We start from the raw sequence: 19,148 nt of genomic DNA, 5'->3' as shown, positions 1-19,148 counted from the left end.
CACCACCTGGCACACCCAGATCGACGTCCAACGAATCACCTTCACCGGCCACCCCCGCGCCAAAACCACCATCACCATCAACATCCCACCCGGCGGGGCCGCCACCATGCCACTCCCGGCCGACATCACCACACCCGACGACCCCCGGCAGGAACTCATCACCGCCGACGGCGCCTACCACTACTTCGCCGAGGACATCGACCTCACCTACCCACCCGCGGCTGTGGACATCGTCGTCCGCCCCACCACCAACGGCGCCGACGTCGACATCACCGCCCACACCTTCGTGCGGGACCTGACCCTCTTCGCCGACCGGCTCGACCCCACCGCCGACACCGACCGGCAACTCGTCACGCTCCTGCCCGGCGAGACCGTCACGTTGCACGTCACCGGCGGCACCAGCCTGCCCGCCCCCGCCGACCCCGCCTGGCGCACCGCCCCCGCACTGCGTACCGCGAACGACCTCATCACGCCCTGACCCCCGCAGGAAGGCGAACGATGATCAGACGCATCCTCGCCGTGTGCACCGGGCTCGCCGTCATGGCGAGCGCCGGCGCCGCGTCGGCAAGCCCTCGGCACGACAGCTTCGTCGTGCGCCACGGCGACGACCTGACCCTCGACGGCAAGACGTTCCGCTTCGCCGGATCCAACAACTACTACCTCATGTACCGCTCCCCGGCGATGATCGACGACGTGTTCGCCGACGCCGCCGGGGCCGGCTTCACCGTCATACGCACCTGGGGGTTCCTCGACATCGGCGCCCAGGACGACACCGGATCCGTGCACCACAAGGAGAACGGCGTCTACTTCCAGTACTGGGACGGCACGCGACCCGCGTACAACGACGGCGCCGACGGGCTGCAGCACCTCGACCAGGTCGTCAAGTCCGCCCGCGACAAGGGCATCAAGCTCGTCATCCCGCTCACCAACAACTGGAGCGCTTTCGGCGGCATGGACCAGTACGTGCGCTGGCGCGGCGGCACCCACCACGACGACTTCTACACCGACCCGGTCATCCGCGGCTGGTACAAGGACTGGATCAGCCACGTGCTGAACCGCACGAACAGCCTCACCGGCGTCAAGTACAAGGACGACCCCACCATCATGGCGTGGGAGCTGGCGAACGAGCCCCGCTGCGGCGGATCCGGCGTCTACCCGCGCTCGGCGACCTGCACGGACACCACGATCACCGCCTGGGCCGCGGACATCAGCGCGCACCTCGACAGCGTGGACCGCCGGCACCTCATCAGCCCCGGCGACGAGGGTTTCCTGTGTACGGACCGCGCCGGCACCGACTTCACGCTCAACTGCGCCGACGGCGTCGACTCGGCCGCCCTGGCCGCCCTGCCCGCGGTCGACTTCATGTCGTTCCACCTGTACCCGGACCACTGGAACAAGGACCCGGCATGGGGGACCGGCTGGATCAGCAACCACGCGCGGCTCGCCGACCGGCTGCGCAAACCCGTCATGCTCGGCGAGTTCGGGCTGCTGGACAAGGCCACCCGCAACGTCGTGTACCAGCAGTGGACCGACGCGGCGGTGCGCGCCGGCATCGACGGCTTCCTCTACTGGATCCTGTCCGGCGTCCAGGACGACGGCACCGACTACCCCGACTACGACGGCTTCACCGTCTACTGCCCGAGCCCGGTGTGCACCACGATCGCGAACGGCGGCGACGAACTGCGCCGCGGGCAGCGGTCCCGGCCGCCGGTCGCCGACCACGACACCGCCCAGACCCTGCGCGACGAGCCGGTGACGCTGATCCCCGCGGCCAACGACATCGCCTACCGCACCAAGATCAAGCCGTCCACGATCGACCTGGACCCGGCCGCCGCCGGCCAGCAGACCGCGGTGACGGTGCCCGGCGGCGCGTTCACCCTCGACCGGGGGGTGGTCACGTTCACCCCGGCGGCCGGGTTCGTGGGGCGGGCCGCGGCGCCGTACACCATCCGCGACCAGGCAGGGCGCACCTCGAACGTGGCGGAGCTGCGGGTCACCGTGAAGAACCGGCCCGGTGACGCGCTGGTCCTCGCGTCGTTCGAGACCGGCACCGAGGGCTGGGCTCCGGCGAGCTGGCAGGCAGGCGCGGGCACGGTCGCGCGGACCACCGAGTTCCACCCCGAGGGCGCGGCGGGGTTGCGGGTCACCACCGCCGACGGCGGCTGGTTCGGCGTGGCGGGCCTGCCCGAGCCCGTCGACCTGTCCGGCAGGTCCGTGCTGCGGTACGAGCTGCGCACCGGCTCGACCGGCACCTCGTACAGCATCGCGGTGCAGACCGGCGACGCCTGGACCTGGTGCCAGTCGACCTGGGGCTACGCCGGCGCGGGGAGCACCACCACCGTCGAGGCCGACCTGAGCACCGCGATGTCGTGCGACGCGGCCGCCCTGGCCGACGTCCGCGCCCTCTACGTCTGGTTCGACGGCAACGGTGTGCACGACATCGACCACCTGCGCGCCCAGTAACGGGGGCCACCGGCGGCGGCACCCCCCGGGGTACCGCCGCCGGACGGCTAAACTGAGCACAATGGACGGTCAGCTCGTCGCCGCGGTCACCTCGCTCGCCGGCGTCGTGCTCGGCGGCGGCCTGTCCTACCTGGTGCAGCACGCCGCGCAGCGGATGAGCGAGCGCGCCGAGCGGCAGCGGCAGGAGCAGGCCAGGCTCGAGGGCCGGCGCGCCGAACGCCTCAGCCACCTGGAGCACTTCATCACGGTGGCCGCCGCGGCGGACCGGGTCGCCTTCGAGCGCCCCGGCGACTGGACCACCGGCGAGCCCTGGCCCACCACCGCGCAGGAGACGATGCAGCGGCTGTGGGTCGCCGAGAGCATGCTGCAGGTGCTGTACCCGGCCGAGGTGCACGCCGCCGCCCGGGCGTACGTGCGCCGCCTCAACGCCGCCGTCTGGCAGGGCGTGCCGTCGCTGGAGGACCTGTACCCGGAGCTCGACGAGCTGCGCGACGCGTTCCTCGCCGCCGCCCGCGGCGCGCTGGACTGACCCGGCCTACGCAGATCTGCGTAGGCCGGGCCCGGACGGTCGCGCTTCCCGGCGTAGCCGGAGCCCCGGGCGCGGCGGCTAAGCTCGCGGCATGAGCGGGCCGTAGCGCAGCGGAGGGCCGCGAATCATGGGCTCAGGGTTGGTTCAGGCCGGCGCCGGAGCGCAGCGGAGGTGATGGCATGAGACGCCTGCCGGTCCTGGCGCAGGACGTGCTGCTCGGGGTCGCGGTCGCCGTGATGCAGGTCCAGGGGACCCTCGCCAAGCCCGCCGACATCGGATCCCGGCCGCTGGGCGAGCTCGGCCACCTCGGCTACGCGCTGCTCATCGGCAGCGGGCTGGTCCTCGTCGCGCGGCGGCGGTGGCCGGTGCCGGTGTTCGCCGCCGCCGCCCTGGCGAGCCTCGCGTACTACGCCGCCGGGTTCACCGACGGGCCCGGCTGGATCGGGCTGTTCGTCGCCCTGTACACGCTGACTGCGTACGGCGACGGGCGCCGGTCGCTGCTCGTGGCGGGGACCGGCATCGCCGTGCTCGGCACCTGCTGGCTCGTCCTGGCCGCCGGCATCGAGCCGGCCGCCGCGATCGGGTGGGTGTTCTTCCGCATCGCCGCGTCCGTCATGGCCGCCGCGCTCGGCGAGTCCGTCCGGTCGCGGCGGGTGGCCGCCGCCGACGCGCTGGAGCGGGCGCTGCAGGCCGAACGCACCAGGGAGGACGAGGCCCGGGCGAGGGTCGGCGCGGAACGGCTGCGGATCGCCCGCGAGGTCCACGACACCGTCGCGCACGCGATCGCCATCATCAACGTGCAGGCGGGCGTCACCGCGTACATGCTGGACCGGCGGCCGGACCGGGCCCGCGAGGCGCTGGTGACGATCGAGCAGACCAGCGCCCAGGCGCTGCACGAGATGCGGGCCGTCCTCGGCGTGCTGCGCGACAGTGACAACGGGCGGGTGCCGCACCCCGGCCTCGGCCAGGTCCACGAGCTCGCCGTGATCGCCCGCGACGCCGGCCTCGACGTCACGCTCGAGCTGGACCCCGCCGTGCCGCGGCTGCCGGGCGCCGTGGACACCACCGCGTACCGCATCGTGCAGGAGTCGCTCACCAACGTGATCCGCCACGTCGGGCCGGCCGCGGTGACGATCGCCCTCGACCACGGCGCCGACGCGCTGCGGGTCCGCGTCGCCGACGACGGCGGGCCGGACCCCGCGCCCGCCTCCTCGCCTGCCCTGTCGCACGAGCCGGGGCGCGGGATCACCGGGATGCGCGAGCGCTGCGAGCTGCTCGGCGGCGAACTGGTCGCCGGCCCGCGCCCCGGCGGCGGGTTCGAGGTCACCGCGCGACTACCGCTGGCGCACCGGTGAACGCCCCCGTCAAGGTGCTCCTCGCCGACGACCAGGCGCTGGTCCGGTCCGGCTTCCGGATGCTGCTCGACGCCGAGGACGACATCACCGTGGTGGGCGAGGCCGCCAACGGCGCCGAGGCGGTCTCCCGCGCCCGGGTCACCCGCCCCGACGTCGTGCTCATGGACATCCGCATGCCGGAGCTGGACGGCATCAAGGCCACCCGCCAGATCGCCGGCACCCGTGGCCTGGAAGCCGTGCGGGTGCTGATCCTGACCACGTACGACACCGACGACTACGTCTTCGAGGCGCTGGAAGCCGGCGCGAGCGGCTTCCTGCTCAAGGACGCCGGCCCGGCCGAGCTGCTGCACGCCGTCCGGGTGATCGCCGCCGGCGAGGCGCTGCTCGCCCCGCGGATCACCCGGCGGCTCATCGCGCAGTTCACCGCGGGCCGTGTCGCCGCGCAGCTCGCCGAGGACCGGCTCGCCGTGCTCACCGCGCGCGAGCATGAGGTGCTCGCCCTCGTCGGCCAGGGCCTGAGCAACGACGAGATCGGCGCCGCCCTGTTCCTCAGCCCGGCCACCGCCCGCACCCACGTCAGCCACGCCATGGTCAAGCTCGGCGCCCGCGACCGGGCCCAACTGGTCGTCGTCGCGTACCAGACCGGCCTCGTCACCCGCCGCCCGTGACGGCGAAGACTCCGGCACGGGCGCGTGTGCCGGAGTCCGCGGCGTCATGCCGGTGGGCAGGTGTTGGTCAGACCTCGGTCTGCTGGTGGAAGACGCTGCGCCACTCGTCGTCCTCGCGGGCGTAGACGCTGGTGGCGAGGACCTGGAACTTCTGCTGCTCGTCGTCGATCAGGGCGGTCACCGTCGCCTTGTACGTGACCAGGGCGCTGTCCTCGCCGATCTGCACGACCTTCAGGTGGCTCAGGTCCGTCTTGAGGAACGGGTTCTCGTTCTTGGTCACGTTCGGCACGATGTCGGCCTTGCTGGCGACGCCGTGTTTACTGACGGTCAGGGCGTCCTTGCGTACGACCCGATCGTAGAAGTCGCCGTCGCCTTCGCGGTTGGCGCGCCACATTTCCTTCTCGAGTTGCTTGAGCTCGCTGGCGATTGTCATGTTGGCCCCCTTCCGTTGCTGGTCGGGATACCCGCAGGTGTACCGGCTAAACTGGTTACGTGATCCCCGGCATCCACATGCTGGCCAGCGCGGGCGGGCAGCGCTTCTCGTTCGATCCGGGCAGCCTGAGCATCGAGCTGCTCGCCACCGGCGGTCCGGGTGAGGGCCGGCGCTGGGAGATCCTGCACCGCCCGGCCGACCTGGCGGACTGGCTCACCCGCACCCGGCTCGCGGCCGCGGCGCCGCTGTCGGCCGGCGACGTGCTGGTGCGGCCCGCGGAGCTGGCGCGGATCCGGCAGCTGCGGGACACGCTGTGGGCCGTCGCGCCGGCCCTCGCGCACGGGGAGCGGCCCGACCCGGCCGACATCGAGGTCGTCAACGGCTGCGCGGTGGATCCGCCCCGGCTCCGCGTCGACCCGGCGGACCTGGGCCGGCGGTGGGTCACGCCGGTCACCGGCGCGCAGGTGCTCGGCGCCTTCGCGAGGGACGCGCTGCACGTGATCGGCACGCCGGCGCTGCGGGAACGGGTGCGGGAGTGCGCCGACGACCGCTGCCGGCTCATCTTCCTGGACACGTCACGGCCGGGGAACCGCCGCTGGTGCTCGATGGAGCGCTGCGGCAACCGCAACAAGGCCCGCAGCCACCGCAACCGCCACACCACCCCGTCCAGCGCCACCCCGTCCGGCGCCGCCGCCGGCTGAGCCGTCACCCGGCGGCGGCCGGCGCACGTCGGCGGTGGGGCGCCGGCCGCCGGGCTCAGGTGGTGATGCGGAAGGTGGCGTCGGCCCGGTCGGTGGCGGTGCTGACGGGGTCCAGGCGCAGCAGGTAGCTGTAGTGGCGCAGGTACCGGTCGGGGAAGTTGTACGACTGGAAGGACGTCCACGACGCGTCGGCGAGGCCGGCCACCTGACGGAACGTGGCGTCGGCGGCGAACGTGCCCGTGCCGTCGTTGGCGGCCAGGACGAAGTCGTAGTTGTAGTGGCGCAGGTAGTAGCCGGGGAAGTTGACGGACTGGATGGAGACGGTGCCGGTGCCCGCCAGGCCGGGAACGAGGCGGAACTGGGCGTCCTGCGCGGGGGACACGTTGGCGTCGATGCGGACGTCGTAGTTGGCGTGCCGCACGTAGCGGTCCTGGAAGTTGTACGACTGGAGCCGGTTGACCGTGGTGGTGCTGGGCCAGCGGGCCAGCACGCGGCTCTCCTCGGCGGCGGTGAGGTTGAGCACGGCGCCGTGGCGCTTCTTGGTGCCGCCCATGGCGTACGAGCCGGACGCCGGGAGCTGGTAGGCGGAAGGGCTGGACGGGTTGGCGGTGAGCACCGGCAGGTAGCCGCGGCCCGACGCGTACTGGTCGAGGTACAGCGCCCACGAGTTGCCGGTGTTGAACTTCACCCACATGGGGCCCTCGACCTGCGAGCCGGTGAGGCCGATGCCGGACAGGTTGCCCAGCGTGGTCCACGTGCCGAGGATCGAGTTGCTGCCCTCGATGGTGATCTGGCCGTCGCGGGACGTGCGGACGTAGCGGTAGTTGCCGACGCCGGACGGGACCTCGACGATCTGGGTGTCGATGATCTCCTGTGCGCCGGGGCGGGTGATGTACGGCTGCGGCGTGGTGATCGAGCGGAAGTTCGAGGTGCGGGCGGAGTAGATGCGGTGCTTCGTCGCGCCGTTCAGCGGGACGTTCGTGGCCCAGTAGAGGACGTAGTCGCCGGTTGCCGGGTTCCAGATCGCCTCGGGGGCCCAGGCGTTGCGGCCGTCGGGGATGGCGCCGGCGACGTTGAGCAGCCACGGCGCGGACCAGTTCACCAGATCCGTGGACTCCCACACGACGAGGTTGCGGCTGCCGTTGTTGATGGCCGCCGGCCAGTCCTGGCCGCAGCCGATGCACAGGTCGGTGGCGATGATCCAGTACCGGTCCCCGGCGGGCGACCGGACCAGTGCGGGGTCACGCACCCCGCGGGTGCCGAGGTTGGAGCTGAGCACCAGACCGCCGTTGTTCAGGTCGGTCCAGTGCAGGCCATCCTTGCTGTGCGCGAGGTAGATCTGCTGGGCGGTGGACGACTCGCCGGTGAAGTGGGCCATGAGGTAGCCGGTGAACGGGTCCAGCGCGGCGGCGGGTTTCGGGACGGCGAGCAGCAGGCCCGCGGTGAACAGGGCCGCGACCGCCCGGATGAAGAGTTTGCGCATCGGAGTCCAGTCAGAGCGTAGGAGTGACGGGGTGGATGGTGCTCTCATGCGACGAGCCGGAACGTCGCGTCGGCGCGGGCGGTCGCCGTACTGATGGGGTCCAGGCGCAGCAGGTCATTGGCACCCGTCTCACGAGGTGACCTTGAAGGTCGCGTCCTGCCTGTCGGTGGCGCTCGACGAGGCGCTGAGCGGGTCGATGCGCAGCAGGTAGTTGTAGTGGCGCAGGTAGCGGTCGGGGAAGTTGTACGAGCGGAACGACGACCACGTCGAGTCGGCGAGGCCGGCGGTGCGGTAGAAGGTGGCGTCGGCGTGGAACGCGGCGGTGTTGTCGTTCGCGTCCAGGCGCAGCTCGTAGTTGTAGTGGCGCAGGTAGCGGGCCGGGTAGTTGACCGACTGGAACGACACGCCCGTGCTGTCGGCGAGGCCCGGCACCAGCTTCCACAGCTGGTCCTGATACGGGTCGAACGGGTACGGGTCGATCCGCGCCACGTTGTTGGCGTGCCGCACGTAGCGGTCGGGGAAGTTCGACGACTTGAGCCGCGCCCAGCCCGGCAGCCCCCACCGGGTGACGGCCGCGGTGTACTCGGCGGAGGTGATGCCGGCGATCGAGCCGTGCTTGGCGTTCAGCGGCGGGGTGTAGTCGCGCTGGTTGAGCACCGTCCACGCGCCGCCGCCGACGTTGCTGGTCGACCAGGCGTAGTAGTCGTTGTTGACGGGGCTGAACGAGTCGCCCCACAGCCACCAGCCGGTGCCGCTGTTGGCCTTCACCAGCATGGGCGCCTCCATGGCATTGCCCTGCTTCAGCCCGGCGGTGTACGTGGTGAAGCTGTTCGGCGCGCCGGTGGACGAGCGGGCGCCGTAGGTCAGACCGTTGGCGAGGTTCTTGTAGTACAGGTAGAACGTCGAGCCGTCCACGACCACGTCGCCGTCGAGCACCGCGAACCCGGGGCTGAAGTACACCTGGTTGGCGCTCACCGTGCGGAAGTCCGACGTGTAGTTGACCATGAACACGTCGCTGCCGTTGTTGGCGGAGTAGACGATGCCGTACTGGCCGCGCGCGGCGTCCCAGAAGGCGGTCGGCGCCCAGGTGTGGGTCGCCAGGTTGTGCATCTTGATCCGCCGGTAGCCGGTGAAGCTGGTCAGGTCCGTCGAGTCCCACACGTGCAGGTACTGGTTGTTCTGCCCGAAGTCGGTGCCGTTGAGGTCGGTGGCCAGGATGACGAACGTGCCGTCCTGCCTGCGCAGGATGAACGGGTCGCGCAGGCCGAGCGTGCCGGCGGTCGGGGTGACGACCGGGTTGTTCTGGTTCAGCGGCGTCCAGTTGAGCCCGTCGGTGCTCACCGCGACGTGCAGCCCGTAGTTGGCGCCGCTCTGGTTCGGCGTCTCGGTGAAGTACACGAAGACGTAGGCGCTGTTGGCCGCGAGCGCCTGCCCCGGTGTGGCGGTGACCCCGATCGCGGCAGCCGCGGCCGACAACCCGGTGAGCTGGACGAAGGTACGACGACGAAGGTGCACGATGGCAGACCTCTCTGCAGGAGTGCGTGTGAGCGCTCACATGGCGCATCGCGAGAGCCGCGCTGCGACTACGGCGCGGGCGGCGTGGTGCTGCGGAACGACGATGATGCATGCACCGGCGGGCGGGTGGCGGACGCCCGTCGATGCGTGACCTTTCGAAAATGTTAGCGATAACACCTCTGGTGTCAAGAGCGTCGATGGGTGCGCCCGTGCGGCTCGCCCATCGACGGCGTCAGGCCGCGATGGTGGCGGCCAGGGCGCGTACGGTGGGCGACTCGTACAGCGAGCCGACCGTCACCGGCGCGCCGAGGCGTTCACTGAGCGCCTCGGCCAGCTGCAATGCCCGGACCGAGTCGCAGCCCATGCTGAAGAACGAGTCCTCCCGCCCGATGCGGGGCACCGCCAGCACGTCCGCAGCGGCGCCCGCCACGAGCTCCTCCAGCCGGCCCTCGGGCGCCGCGTACCCGGCACCGCCGGACACGATCGCGGCGAGGAGTGCCGCCGGATCCGGGGCGCCGCTGCGGTCGCGCTCGATGCGGGACGTGACCGCGATCCGCGCGAAGATGCCTTCGCCGGCGAGCCGGGCGGCGACGGCGGAGCGGACCCGCTGCGGGTCCTCGCCCGGGCCGGGCACCACCGCGACGGCGATCGTGCCGCCGCGCAGCTGGTCCGCCGCCAGGAACGGCTTGATCTGCTCGTTCTCCGGGTCGGCGCCGATCAGCAGGTGCACCGCGCCGGCGTGCAGGGCGCCCAGCAGCGCGACCGTGCCGCGGGCCGGGTCGATGAGCGAGAGGCCGCGGTGCCGGGCGGCGGCCACCAGGGGGCTGCCCTGGTTCATGCCGGGCCCGTCCCACATGCTCCAGCCGATGCTCTGTGCCCGGCGGCCGGTCGCCGCCCAGCGCTGCGCCCAGCCGTCGAGGACCGCGTTCGCCGCGGCGTACGCGCCGAAGCCGGTGCCGCCGAAGACGCCGTTCACGGACGAGAACAGCACGACCGCGGTGTCCGGACGGGTGGTGAGGAGCCGGTCCAGGGCGGCGCAGCCGCCGGCCTTCGGCCGCAGCATCCGCGCCAGCCAGCCGGTGGACTCGGCGCGCAGCTCGTGCTCCGGCAGCCGCTGCCACTGCGGCGCGACCGGCGCGCCGGCGAGGTGCAGCACCAGGTCCAGCCCGCGGCCCCAGGCCCGCTCGGCCTCGGTCACCTCGCGGGCGAGGGCGTCGGGGTCGGCGACGTCGGCGGTGCGGTACCGGACCTCGCCGATCGTGGCGAGGACCTCCAGGGCCTCCCGGGAGCCGCCGGACAGCTGCGACGCCGGGGTCCGCCCGACGATCAGCAGCCGCGCCCCGTGCGCGACCACCAGGTGCTCGGCGACGGTCCGGCCGAGGCCGCCGAGGCCACCGGTGAGCAGGACCGTGCCGCCGCGCGGCAGCACCTGCGCCGGGACGTCGAACGCCTCCGGCAGCGCCAGGGTGCGCAGCCGCTGCTGCAGCGGGGCGCCGTCGCGGACCGCGACCACGTCACCGTCGTGCCGCAGCCCGGCCAGCATCGCCAGCTCGTCGTCGCCGGCGCCGGGCGGCGCGTCGATCAGCGCGGTGCGGGCCACCAGGCGCTCCGAGGCGGCGGTGCGCACCAGCGCGGTCAGCCCGGCCCGGCCCGGCACGATCCGGTCCCCGGGGGCGGCCTGGGCGGCACCGCGGGTGAGCACGGTCAGCTCCGCGTCGGGCCGCACGCGCGCCAGCTCGGCGGCGACCGCGACGAACCGGGCGAGCACGCCGGTGTCGCCGTCGGCAGGCGCCGCGGCCGGGTCCCCGCAGGCGACGAACAGCACCTGGGGCACCTCCCCGGAGTCCGCCGCGGGCAGCGCCGCCGCCAGCCGCGACGGGTCGGTGACCTGCGCGTCGGCGACCCGGTCCAGCCAGCCGCCGGTGGGGCCGCCGACGTAGGCGACCAGCGGGCCGGCGGGGCGGGGGCGCAGCGGCGTACCGGCGGGATCCCAGCCGACGGCGAGCGCCGGCAGGTCGGTGGCCGCGGTGCCCGCCGCCGCGTCGTCGGTGCCGCCGTAGCAGCGGTCGTCGAACACGCCGGCGCGCCACCCCTCCAGCAGCCGCTCCCGCTGCACCTTCCCGCCGTTCTGCCGGGGGAACTCCTGCTCGGTCACCGGCACCAGGTACGTGGGGCGCAGCGCCAGGTCGCGCGACAGGGCGGTGCGGATGGCGTCGACCACGGCCGGCACGTCGTCGGTGCCGGGCACGAAGAAGACCACGAGGGCGTCGGTGCCGGTGTCCTCGTCGGGCACCCCGGCGACCGCCGAGCACGCCGGGAGCACGCCCGTGACCTGCTCGACCACCGCCTCGATCTCGTGCGCGGGGAAGTTCGCCCCGTTGACGATGACCATGTTCTTCTGCCGCCCGGTGAGGAACAGCCGGCCGTCGCGCAGGAAGCCGAGGTCGCCGGTGTCGAACCAGCCGTCGGCGGTGAAACTTTCCGCGTTGGCCTGGTCGTTGTGCGCGTAGCCGTTCTGGACGGTGGTGCCGGACACGTGCAGCCGGCCGACCCGCCCCTCGGGCAGCACCGCCCCCGACGGGTCGACGATGCGCAGCGCGACGCCGGGGATGGGCGCGCCGACCTCGGTGACGACCACCGCGCCCGGCGTGCCGGCCGGCAGCTCGCGCAGGTGGCCGTCGAGCGACGCGGGCACCAGCGCGATCGTGCCGGCGCCCGGGTCGTCGCGGTGCATGTGGGTGTACGTGACGCCGGAGGAGGTCTCCGACATCCCCCAGCACGGCACCATGGCGTCTGCCGGCAGGCCGTGCGGGGCGAGCAGCTCCAGGAAGCGCCGGGCGGTGCGGGCGACCACGGCCTCGCCGGCGTTGCAGATGTTGGTGAGGCTGCGCAGGTCCCAGGACCCGGCGGCGATCTCGTCGGCGCGCTGGCAGACCAGCGAGAACGCGAAGTTCGGCGCCCAGGTGCAGGTGGCCTTGAACCGGTCCGCGCAGTCCAGCCACAGCAGCGGCCGGCGGATCACCGACTCGGTGCGCACGTTGACGTGCTCGCAGGTGAGGAACACGTCGCGCAGGTTGAACATGATCATGCCGCCGACGTGGTCGAGGGGCATCCAGTTGAGCGACACGTCGCGGTCGGTGAACCCGTTGGCGGCGATCGTCGCGTACGTGCGGGCCACGATCGTGCGGTGCCGGTGCTGCACGCACTTCGGGGTGCCGGTGCTGCCGGAGGTGAGCAGGTTGACGATGAGCGCCTCGGGGTCGGGCACGGTCCACTCGGCGGGCGCCGGGTCCGGCAGGGTCGCGGCGTCCAGCACGCGCAGCGCCTCGCCGCCGGGCAGCCGGCCGGCGAGGGAACGCACCCCGTCGAGCAGCTCCGGGTCGGCGATCACCGGCGGGCTGCCGAGCAGCTGCCACGCGGAGGCGAGCTTGCGCACGGCGGCGTTGTCGGTGCCGTACTCCGGCGCCGGGGCCACCGCGGTCGGCATGAACCCGCCCAGGACGCAGGCCCACCAGGCGGTGACGAACGTGCGGCTGTCGGCGCACTGCAGCAGCACCGCGTCGCCGGGGGTGAGGCCGTGCCGGCGCAGGCCGCCGAGCATGCGGCGGGCCTCGTCGTACAGCTCGGCGTAGGTCTGCCGGTCGGTGCCGCCGTCGGGCAGCACGTAGGTGGTGCCGCGGCCGGGGGCGATGCGGGCGGCCCGTTCCAGGGCCTCCGGCAGGGTCGCGACGGCGTCCGGCGGCAGCACCGGGTCGGGCCCGCGGACCAGGGCCGGGCGGTCGGCGGGGATCTCGACGCCGTCGGGGAGGCCGGTGGCGTCCGGCCCGGCCGACCGGCGGGTGCCCACGGCGCGCAACTTGCGGTCATAGACGGCGGCGGCGTCCTGGACGCCGGCCGCTCCGGCGGCGATGCGGGCGATGCTGTCCGACGGCAGGCGGGTGGCGGTGGCGGTGCTCACGGTGCGGTCCTTCCGTCCAGCGCGGCGGGGGGTCCGGCGCCGGGGTCGCCGGGCAGCTGCCCGGCGATCTCCCGGGCCGCCGCCGCGGTCAGTCCGACGATGAAGTAGTGGCCGCCCTCCACGGTGATGCCGGTGCGCCCGGCGCTGGTCTGCTCGTCCCAGCCGGCCAGGTCGGCCGCGCCGACCGAGCCGGTGGTGCCGCGGACGGTGGTGATCGGCACCGGCAGCGGCGGGCGGGGCCGGTGCCGGTAGTTCTCCCAGAGCTCGAACTGGCTGCGCAGCACCGGCAGCAGGAACTCCAGCAGTTGCGGGTTGGCGGCCACCGCGCCGGGCAGCCCGCCGCGGTCGCGGATCGAGGCGACGAGCTGCTCGTCGGGCAGCCGGTGCAGCGGCCGCGCCGGGGGCGGGGCCTGCGGTGCCGGCTGCTCGCCGGCGATGAGCCGCCGGGGCCAGGTGCCGAACCGGCCACCCATCTCGTGGGCCAGCTCGTACGCCAGCAGCGCGCCGGCGCAGTGGCCGTACAGCGCGTAGGGCATCGTCGTGTACGGCCGCAGCGCGATCGCGCACGCCGTGACCAGCCCCGGGACGCTGGCCGGCAGCGGCTCGCGGGAGCGGTCCTCGTGCCCGGGCGGCTGCACCGCCAGGACCTCGACCCAGGGCGGCAGCAGCGCCGCCATCGCCTGGTAGACCGACGCCCCGCCGCCGGCGAACGGCAGGCAGACCAGCCGGAGCCGGGCGCCCTCGCGGGGCACCCGGCGCACCCACTGCGAGTCCGCGGTGAAGGTGACGGTGCCGGTGCTCATCGGGCGTCCAGCTCGGCGGCGAGCTCGGCGATCTCCTCCTCGCTGCGCCCCTCGACCAGCTGCAGCGCCTCGGCGAGGGCGTCGCGCTGCGTGCCCTGGGTCGAGCTCGCCGCGTCGACGAGCGCGGACAGCCCGGAGACCGTCGGGGTGGCGAAGAACTCGGCGATCGGCACGGAGACGCCGAAGACCGCGTTGACCCGCGACGACAGCTGGATGGCCTGCAGGCTGGTGCCGCCGGCGGCGAAGAAGTTCACGTCGTTGCCGATGCGGGCGCCCAGCAGCGGGGCGAAGACCTCCTCGCGCATGGTGCGCTCGGTGGGGGTGCTGTTCTCCTCGTCGGCCTCGGTCAGCTCGTCCACGGCGGCGAACTCCACCGCCGGCAGGCGCCGCCGGTCGATCTTGCCGCTGGGGGTGAGCGGTACCGCGTCCAACGGCACCAGCACCGAGGGAACCATGGCGGCCGGCAGCCGGCCGGCGACCGCGGACCGTACGGTGTCCAGCTGCAGCTCGCCGGGGCGCTCGGGGACCACGTAGGCCATCAGCAGCGCGCCGGTGCGCGGGTCGTTGGCGACCTCGGCGACGGCCTGGGCGACGCCGTCGACGGCCTGCAGCGCGGCCTCCACCTCGCCGAGCTCGATCCGCACGCCGCGGACCTTCACCTGGCGGTCGGCACGGCCGACGAAGACCAGGTCCCCGGCGTCGTCCCAGACGGCGAGGTCGCCGGTGAGGTACCGGCGGGAGCCGGGCGGCCCGTCCGGGTCGGGGCGGAACCGGTCGGCGGTCAGGTCGGGCCGGCCCAGGTAGCCGCGGGCCACGCCGAGCCCGGCGACGGCGAGCTCGCCGATCGCGCCGGCCGGCAGGACCTGCGCGCCGGCGCCGTCGACCACGTACGCGCGGTGGTTGGCCATCGCCCGCCCGATCGGCGGCGACGCGGTCCACTCGCCCTCGCACAGCTTGGCCACGACGGTCACGGTGGTCTCGGTCGGGCCGTAGCCGTTCCAGAACGCGCGGCCGCGGGCCCACCGGGTGGTCAGCTCGCCGGTGAACGCCTCGCCGCCGACGAACGCGACCCGCAGCTGCGGGTAGTTCGACGGGTCGAGCAGCTCCATGACGGCCGGCGGCAGGTCGACCACGGTGATGCGCTCCTCGCGCAGCACCGCGTCGAGGGCGTCGATCGAGCGGCGCTGGTCCTCGTCCACCACGTACAGCTCGGTGCCGTTGAGCAGGGATCCGAAGATCTCGAACACGGACACGTCGAAGCCGGGGGAGGCGAAGTGCAGCACCCGGTCCTTCGGGGTGAGGTCGAACATGTCGCGCACGGTGCGCACGAAGTTGGCCGCGTTGCGGTGCTCGACGATGACGCCCTTCGGCCGGCCGGTGGAGCCCGAGGTGTAGATGACGTACGCGGCGGAGGCGGGCGGCACGACCGCCGGGGCGCACCGGTGGCAGGCCTCCTCCTCGTCCGGCGCCACGTCCGCCGGGTCGGTGCCGACGATCAGCCGCAGCGGCTCCGGCACCCGCCCGGCGGTCCCGGGGGAGACCACGACGGTGTCGGCCGCGGTGTCCTCCAGGATCATCGCGAGCCGCTCGTCGGGCTGGCCGATGTCCAGCGGCACGTAGGCGGCGCCGGCCCGCATGACGCCGAGCACGGCGGCGATGAGCGCCGGGCCGCGCTCCATCACGACCGGCACCAGGTCGCCGAGGCCGACGCCGGCGCCGGCGAGCTGGTCGGCGATGCGGCAGGACCAGCTGTCCAGGGCGCGGTAGGTCAGGCTGCCGCCCTGCCACACGAGCGCGGTGCGGCCCGGGCCGGCGGCGACCACCTCGGCGAACAGCTCGTGCAGCGTGGTGTCGGCCGGCTCGCCGATCGGCGCGTTCCAGCGCTCCAGCACGTCGGCGCGCTCCTGCGGGGTGCCCAGCGGCGCGTCGCCCACGGGGCGGCCCGGCTGGGCGGTGAGGGCGCCCAGGGTGTGCAGGAAGCGCTCCAGGATGCGGGTGGCGGTGGCGCGGCCGTAGAGGGAGGTCGCGTAGCGCACCGCGACGGTGGGCCGCTCGCCGCCGCTGACCTCCAGGGCCAGCTCGAACGTCCCGGCGCCGGCGTCGACCTGCTCGCAGCCGATGCGCACCCCGTCGGCCTCGACGGGGGCGGCCGGGGCGCCGGTGTCGGCGAAGCCGATCTGCACCAGCGGCAGCCGGCCGGCGTCGGGCTCGACCCCGAGCGCGTCCAGGACGAGCTTGAAGGGCAGCGTGGCGTGCTCGGCACCGGCCAGCCGCGCGGCGCGCACCTCGGCCACGACGGCGGCGAACGGGTCGGCCTCGTCCAGCTCGACGCGCAGCGGCACCAGGTTGCCGCAGTCGCCGACGAGCCGGCCGGTGTCGAACGGACCGGCGACGTCGGCCGGCAGCCCGACGGTGAGGTCCGTGCGGGCGGTGTGCCGGGCGACGACGACGAGGAACGCGGCGAGCAGCACGTCGCGCCGTTCGTGGCCGGCGGCGACCAGAGCCTCGGTCGCGGCGCGCAGCTGCGGCGGCAGCGGCGCGCGGACCACGTCGCTGCTCAGGTCGAGCAGGCGCGGGCGGGCGCCGTCGGCGGGCAGCTCGGTGCCCTCCCAGCCGGCGAGGGCGCCGCGCCAGTGCTCGGCGGCGTCGCGCGCCTCGTCCTGGGCGGCCCATTCGCGCTGCCAGCTCGCGTACGCGCCGAAGTCGACCGGATCCTGCGGCCACTGCGGCGCGGTGCCGGCGACCCGGGCGCGGTACGCGACGGCCAGGTCGCGCTGCAGCACCCGGGCGGAGCGCGGGTCGAGCACGATGTAGTGGCTGGTGAGCACCAGCAGGTGCCGCTCGGCGTCGGCGCGCAGCAGCCGGAAGCGGGCCATCGGGCCGGAGTTGAGGTCCAGGCCCCGGCGCAGCTCGTCCTGCACGACCTCGTCGGCGCGGGCGCGCAGCTTGCCCTCCTCGACGTCCTCGACGGGCAGCGGCACCTCCGCCGGGGCCGGCTGGACGTGCTGGGTGCCCTCGGTGTCGTCGTCGGGGAACGTGGAGCGCAGCACGGTGTGCCGCTGCAGCAGGTCGGTCAGTGCGGCGTGCAGCGCGCCGGGGTCGAGCGGGCCCTCGATCGGGTAGGCGAACCCGAGACCGTACGCCCGGCTGCTGGGGGCGAACCGGTCGAACAGCCACAGCTGCTCCTGCCGGAACGACAGCGGGGCCGATCGGATCCCCGAGGAGACGCCTTCCAGCCGGGCCAGCAACTCGTCCCGGCGCTCCCCGGGGAGCTGGCGCAGTCGACGAAGCAACTCGCTCTGTTGAGGCATGCCACGGTCCTCCCAGTCAGCGTTCGATTCAATACAGACTATACAGACTTCACAGCATCTGCGCCGTGGAGTGGATAGATACTCCACAGTCGACACTGCGCAGATGGGGGAACCCCGGCACCGTGGACCGTGCCGGGGCTCCAGTGGGGGCCGGAACCGCTCAGCCGAGTTTTCGCTCCAGCAGCGCCAGCAGGTCCGGCGGCGCCTCCAGGAACGTGTAGTGGGTGCCGCGCAGGACCTCTTTCTCCGTCGGCGCCCACAGCGGCCAGCCGGTCATCAGCTCGTGCGGCACCTCGACGTCGGCGTCCCAGCCGATCGCGGTGATCCGCCCCGGCACGGTGCCGGCCGGGCGCCAGTACACCCGGTTGGCCTCCACGTCGGCCTCCATCACGTCGATGAACAGGTCGACCAGCTCGTCGGCCTGCGCGGCGGCGCCCATCGCGGTCAGCAGCCCGGCGATCTCCGCCCGCAGCCCGGCCTCGTCCAGGCCGAGGAACCGGCCCCACGGGCCGTCCTGCGGCGCGACCTGACTCGACATGAAGATCTGCCGCGGCCCCGGCAGGCCACGCTCGGCGGCCTGGATCACCAGCTCGAACGCCGGCAGCGCGCCGCCGCAGTGGCCGAACACCGCGTACGGCCGGGCGGTGATCAGCTCGCCGACGTCGTCCAGCATCGTCTTGGCGAGGTCCTGGTAGGTGCCGAAGTGCGGCTCCCGCATCCGGTTCTCCCGCCAGGGCAGCTGCAGCGGCACGACCTCGGCCGGGCCGACGCGGGCCGGCCAGGCGCGGTACATCGAGGCGCCGCAGCCAGAGTACGGCATCGCCAGCAGCAGCATGCCGGCGTCGGCGGACGGCTCGTTGAGAAACCAGCGGCGCTGGTGCGGCTCCATCATGCCTTCTCCCCGATCACCACACCGTTCGCGCCGGGCGAGTCGAAGCGGACCGTGCGCACCCGGGCGCACCCGGCGTCGCGCAGCCAGCCGGCGTACTCGGCCGCCGTGTAGTTGCGCCCCCAGGTGCCGACCAGCATGTTCATGCTCATCAGCGCCGCGTCGACCGGGCCGGACTTGTCGTCGTCCACCAGCAGCTCGCTGATCAGCAGCGTGCCGCCGGACGGCAGCGCGTCCAGGCAGCCGGCGATGATCCGGCGGTTCTGCGCCTCGTCCCAGTCGTGCAGGATCATCGACAGCAGCACCGCGTCGTGCCCGGACGGGATGGGGTCCTTGAAGAAGTCCGCCGGCACGGTGCCGATGCGCTGCGCCAGGCCGGCCGCGTCGATGCGCTGCCGGGCCAGGCCGCACACGTGCGGCAGGTCCAGCACGGTGCCGGTGAGGTGGGGGTACCGCCGGTGCAGCTCGATCAGCGTGGCCCCGGCACCACCGCCGACGTCCAGGATGCGCCGCACGCCGGAGAGGTCCACGGCGGCCGCCATCCGGCGGGCGGTGAGGGTGGAGAACGTGAAGAGCCCGTCCCAGAAGGACTCCGGCCGGTTGCCGTCGGCGAACATGTTGCGGTCCGGATCCGGCACCGGCTTGGTGGGCGCGTCGGTGCGCACCGCCTCGGTCGCGCGCAGCCAGCCGGGCGCGGTGTACCGGGCCACCATCAGCACGTAGTCGGCGAAGTAGTCGGGACGCCCCGGCACCAGGTACCGGTCGGCGACGGCGCCGTTGTGGTAGCGCCCGCCGCGCTGCTCCAGCAGCCCCAGCGCGGTGCATGCGGTCAGCAGCACCTCCGCCGGGCGCGCGCCGATGCCGAGCCGGTCGGCCAGTTCCGGGGCGGTGGCGCCGCCGTCGTCCAGGGTCTCGAACAGGCCGGTCTCGATCGCCGCGGTCAGCGTCTGTGCCCGCCACAGTCCGGTCGCCAGGTCGATCAGCAGCGTCGGCGGCGGACCCGTCTGCGCGGCCGGCGCGATGGTTGTCTCTGCGGTCAT

General features: G+C 73.7%; 13 protein-coding genes and 1 pseudogene. 6 read left to right on the top strand and 8 right to left on the bottom strand.

The features are described from left to right. The 5 genes and pseudogenes from AB0H83_RS42960 to AB0H83_RS42940 all read left to right on the top strand — a co-directional run. Positions 1 to 478 (top strand): annotated as a pseudogene (locus tag AB0H83_RS42960) (glycoside hydrolase family 2 protein); the annotation flags it as partial. Positions 479 to 498: 20 nt separating this feature from the next. After that, entirely contained in the window at positions 499 to 2,463 is a 1,965-nt protein-coding gene (locus tag AB0H83_RS42955) for a cellulase family glycosylhydrolase (protein WP_360106590.1), read from the top strand. A 61-nt stretch (positions 2,464 to 2,524) separates the two neighbouring features. After that, positions 2,525 to 2,992, top strand: coding sequence for a hypothetical protein (locus AB0H83_RS42950; protein WP_360106587.1), 468 nt, complete (start codon positions 2,525 to 2,527; stop codon positions 2,990 to 2,992). Positions 2,993 to 3,171: 179 nt separating this feature from the next. Next, positions 3,172 to 4,347: a sensor histidine kinase gene (locus AB0H83_RS42945; protein ID WP_360106584.1), complete on the top strand. Its 1,176-nt coding sequence runs from the start codon at positions 3,172 to 3,174 to the stop codon at positions 4,345 to 4,347. Further along, positions 4,344 to 5,015, top strand: coding sequence for a response regulator transcription factor (locus AB0H83_RS42940; protein ID WP_360106581.1), 672 nt, complete (start codon positions 4,344 to 4,346; stop codon positions 5,013 to 5,015). Before AB0H83_RS42945 ends, AB0H83_RS42940 begins: the two co-directional genes overlap by 4 nt. Positions 5,016 to 5,082: 67 nt before the next feature. Here AB0H83_RS42940 and AB0H83_RS42935 read toward each other — a convergent pair whose 3' ends face one another. Next, complete coding sequence (locus AB0H83_RS42935) at positions 5,083 to 5,448, bottom strand: nuclear transport factor 2 family protein (protein WP_360106578.1); 366 nt, start codon at positions 5,446 to 5,448, stop codon at positions 5,083 to 5,085. A gap of 59 nt (positions 5,449 to 5,507) precedes the next feature. Here AB0H83_RS42935 and AB0H83_RS42930 point away from each other — a divergent pair, with 59 nt between their 5' ends. Then, positions 5,508 to 6,149 carry a CGNR zinc finger domain-containing protein gene (locus tag AB0H83_RS42930; protein WP_360106575.1) on the top strand — a complete coding sequence of 214 codons (642 nt, stop codon included), beginning with the start codon at positions 5,508 to 5,510 and terminating at the stop codon, positions 6,147 to 6,149. 55 nt (positions 6,150 to 6,204) lie between these two features. On the opposite strand, the gene AB0H83_RS42925 is transcribed toward AB0H83_RS42930, so the two are convergent. The 7 genes from AB0H83_RS42925 to AB0H83_RS42895 form a co-directional block, all read right to left on the bottom strand. Beyond that, entirely contained in the window at positions 6,205 to 7,632 is a 1,428-nt protein-coding gene (locus AB0H83_RS42925; protein WP_360106572.1) for a glycoside hydrolase family 43 protein, read from the bottom strand. A 129-nt stretch (positions 7,633 to 7,761) separates the two neighbouring features. Continuing rightward, positions 7,762 to 9,147, bottom strand: a complete 1,386-nt coding sequence (locus AB0H83_RS42920; protein ID WP_360106569.1) for a glycoside hydrolase family 43 protein — start codon at positions 9,145 to 9,147, stop codon at positions 7,762 to 7,764. Between the two features lie 232 nt (positions 9,148 to 9,379). Next, positions 9,380 to 13,105, bottom strand: coding sequence for an SDR family NAD(P)-dependent oxidoreductase (locus AB0H83_RS42915; protein WP_360106566.1), 3,726 nt, complete (start codon positions 13,103 to 13,105; stop codon positions 9,380 to 9,382). Continuing rightward, on the bottom strand, positions 13,102 to 13,908 hold the full coding sequence (locus AB0H83_RS42910; protein WP_360106563.1) for a thioesterase domain-containing protein: 807 nt from the start codon (positions 13,906 to 13,908) through the stop codon (positions 13,102 to 13,104). The genes AB0H83_RS42915 and AB0H83_RS42910 overlap by 4 nt, the downstream gene beginning before the upstream one ends. Continuing rightward, complete coding sequence (locus AB0H83_RS42905; RefSeq protein WP_360106560.1) at positions 13,905 to 17,219, bottom strand: amino acid adenylation domain-containing protein; 3,315 nt, start codon at positions 17,217 to 17,219, stop codon at positions 13,905 to 13,907. The genes AB0H83_RS42910 and AB0H83_RS42905 overlap by 4 nt, the downstream gene beginning before the upstream one ends. 160 nt (positions 17,220 to 17,379) lie before the next feature. Continuing rightward, the gene (locus AB0H83_RS42900; protein ID WP_360106557.1) at positions 17,380 to 18,111 is read right to left on the bottom strand and encodes a thioesterase domain-containing protein; all 732 of its coding nucleotides are present in this window, start codon (positions 18,109 to 18,111) and stop codon (positions 17,380 to 17,382) included. Then, positions 18,108 to 19,148 (bottom strand): methyltransferase, encoded by a 1,041-nt coding sequence (locus AB0H83_RS42895; protein WP_360106555.1) that lies wholly within the window; start codon positions 19,146 to 19,148, stop codon positions 18,108 to 18,110. Before AB0H83_RS42895 ends, AB0H83_RS42900 begins: the two co-directional genes overlap by 4 nt.

This window comes from Dactylosporangium sp. NPDC050688 (assembly GCF_040654515.1).
Taxonomy (GTDB): Bacteria; Actinomycetota; Actinomycetes; order Mycobacteriales; family Micromonosporaceae; genus Dactylosporangium.
This window is presented reverse-complemented; position numbering and strand designations above follow the sequence as displayed.